The sequence below is a fragment of the Candidatus Obscuribacterales bacterium genome, assembly GCA_036703605.1.
Classification (GTDB): domain Bacteria; phylum Cyanobacteriota; class Cyanobacteriia; order RECH01; family RECH01; genus RECH01.
On record DATNRH010000539.1, the window covers coordinates 1 to 1,575 of the forward strand.

Below are 1,575 nucleotides of genomic sequence, written 5' to 3' on the forward strand. Positions count from 1 at the left end.
GTCGAGGCGCTCTTTAATGTTGACGGAATAACTTGTATTTTGTAGCGTAATTCCCATCTGCTCCGCAATGGATTGGAAAAGATTGTTGAAAATCTCTAGGAGTACAGGATCAGGAGTAGACGTTGTCTCGTGGTCTAGATCTAAGGGTTCGGCGGCTACAGCAGCAACCTGGCGCAGAATCAGAGCGTTGTGCTCTGTTAAACATGCCACCCAGCCAGACTCCACCACATTGGTTCCTGTTGCTTCAATGATCAGAGCTGGGCCAGGAATGGTGTCGCTGGGGCACAGATCGGCGCGATGGTAGACGGGCGCAGGATGCCACTGATGATGGCTATACACTGTTACAGTGGCGATCGCCTTGAGGGGACTGTCACGTTGGGTAGACACCTGAGATTCCGCTAAGGGAGGCGTCTGACCGATCACCTCGACGGAAGCAGCTTCAATGATTAAATCCTTATCTGGCATAATGAATCCATAGCGCTGCTTATGCTGCTCCTCAAACTGCGATCGCATCTCATCCATGCTGCCAGCGGTCACAAGAAGCGCTGAATCTGTGCCTGCGTAGCGCAAATGGGTTTTACGGATGGACTGCAAGGTATCCTCTGTCATCCCTTGACCGATCACCTCTGCCATCGCCTCCTGCTGTAAGGTCTCCAGAATTTGAGATAACTGCGGTAGCATATCCATGGTTAAAGGCTGTTCTACGGCCATCTCTCGTAGACTGCGCACATCTGCTTGACCGATGCCGTAGGCAGAGAGAACGCCGGCGTAGGGATGGAGGAAAATCTGAGTCATGCCCAAGGCTTCGGCAATCAGACAAGCGTGCTGTCCACCAGCTCCCCCAAAGCAGCAGAGGGTATAGTCTGTGACATCATATCCTCGCTGCACCGATATTTTCTTGATAGCATTAGCCATTTTATCAATGGCGATCGCTAAATAACCTGCTGCTACCTGTTCTGGTGTGCGGCGATCGCCCGTTTGCTCCTCAATTAGAGCTGCTTGTTCCGCAAAGGCCTGCTGAACGCCCTCTCGGTCAAGGGGAAGATTCCCGTCTGGACCAAAGACCTGAGGAAAGAAGTCGGGCTGTAGCTTACCTAGCATAATATTGCAGTCTGTGACCGTCAGGGGGCCGCCCTGGCGATAGCCGGCGGGCCCTGGCTGTGCTCCGGCGGAGTCTGGCCCTACGCGATATCGGGCTCCATCAAACGATAGAATTGAGCCACCCCCAGCTGCCACAGTATGGATCGATAGCATGGGAGCCCGCAGCCGTACCCCGGCTATCTCGGTTTCAAAGGTGCGTTCATAGTCACCCTTGAAGTGCGATACATCAGTAGACGTACCGCCCATATCAAAGCCAATGATGCGATGAAAGCCTGCCTGCACACTTGTTTTAACGGCACCTACAATACCCCCCGCTGGCCCTGAGAGTAGGCTATCTTTTCCTTGGAATAAACGAGCATCAGTCAATCCACCATCTGATTTCATAAATTCTAACTTCGGACAAAAGGCCCCTAGCTCCTCGGGTTCTAACGCTGCAGCAACTTGGTCTACATAGCGGCGGAGAATCGGAGATAG

At 52.8% G+C, this 1,575-nt stretch carries 1 protein-coding gene; it reads right to left on the minus strand.

The window, feature by feature from the left end:
• The coding region (locus V6D20_11645) for a hydantoinase/oxoprolinase family protein (protein HEY9816436.1) at positions 1–1,575 on the minus strand (1,575 nt) is incomplete at both ends.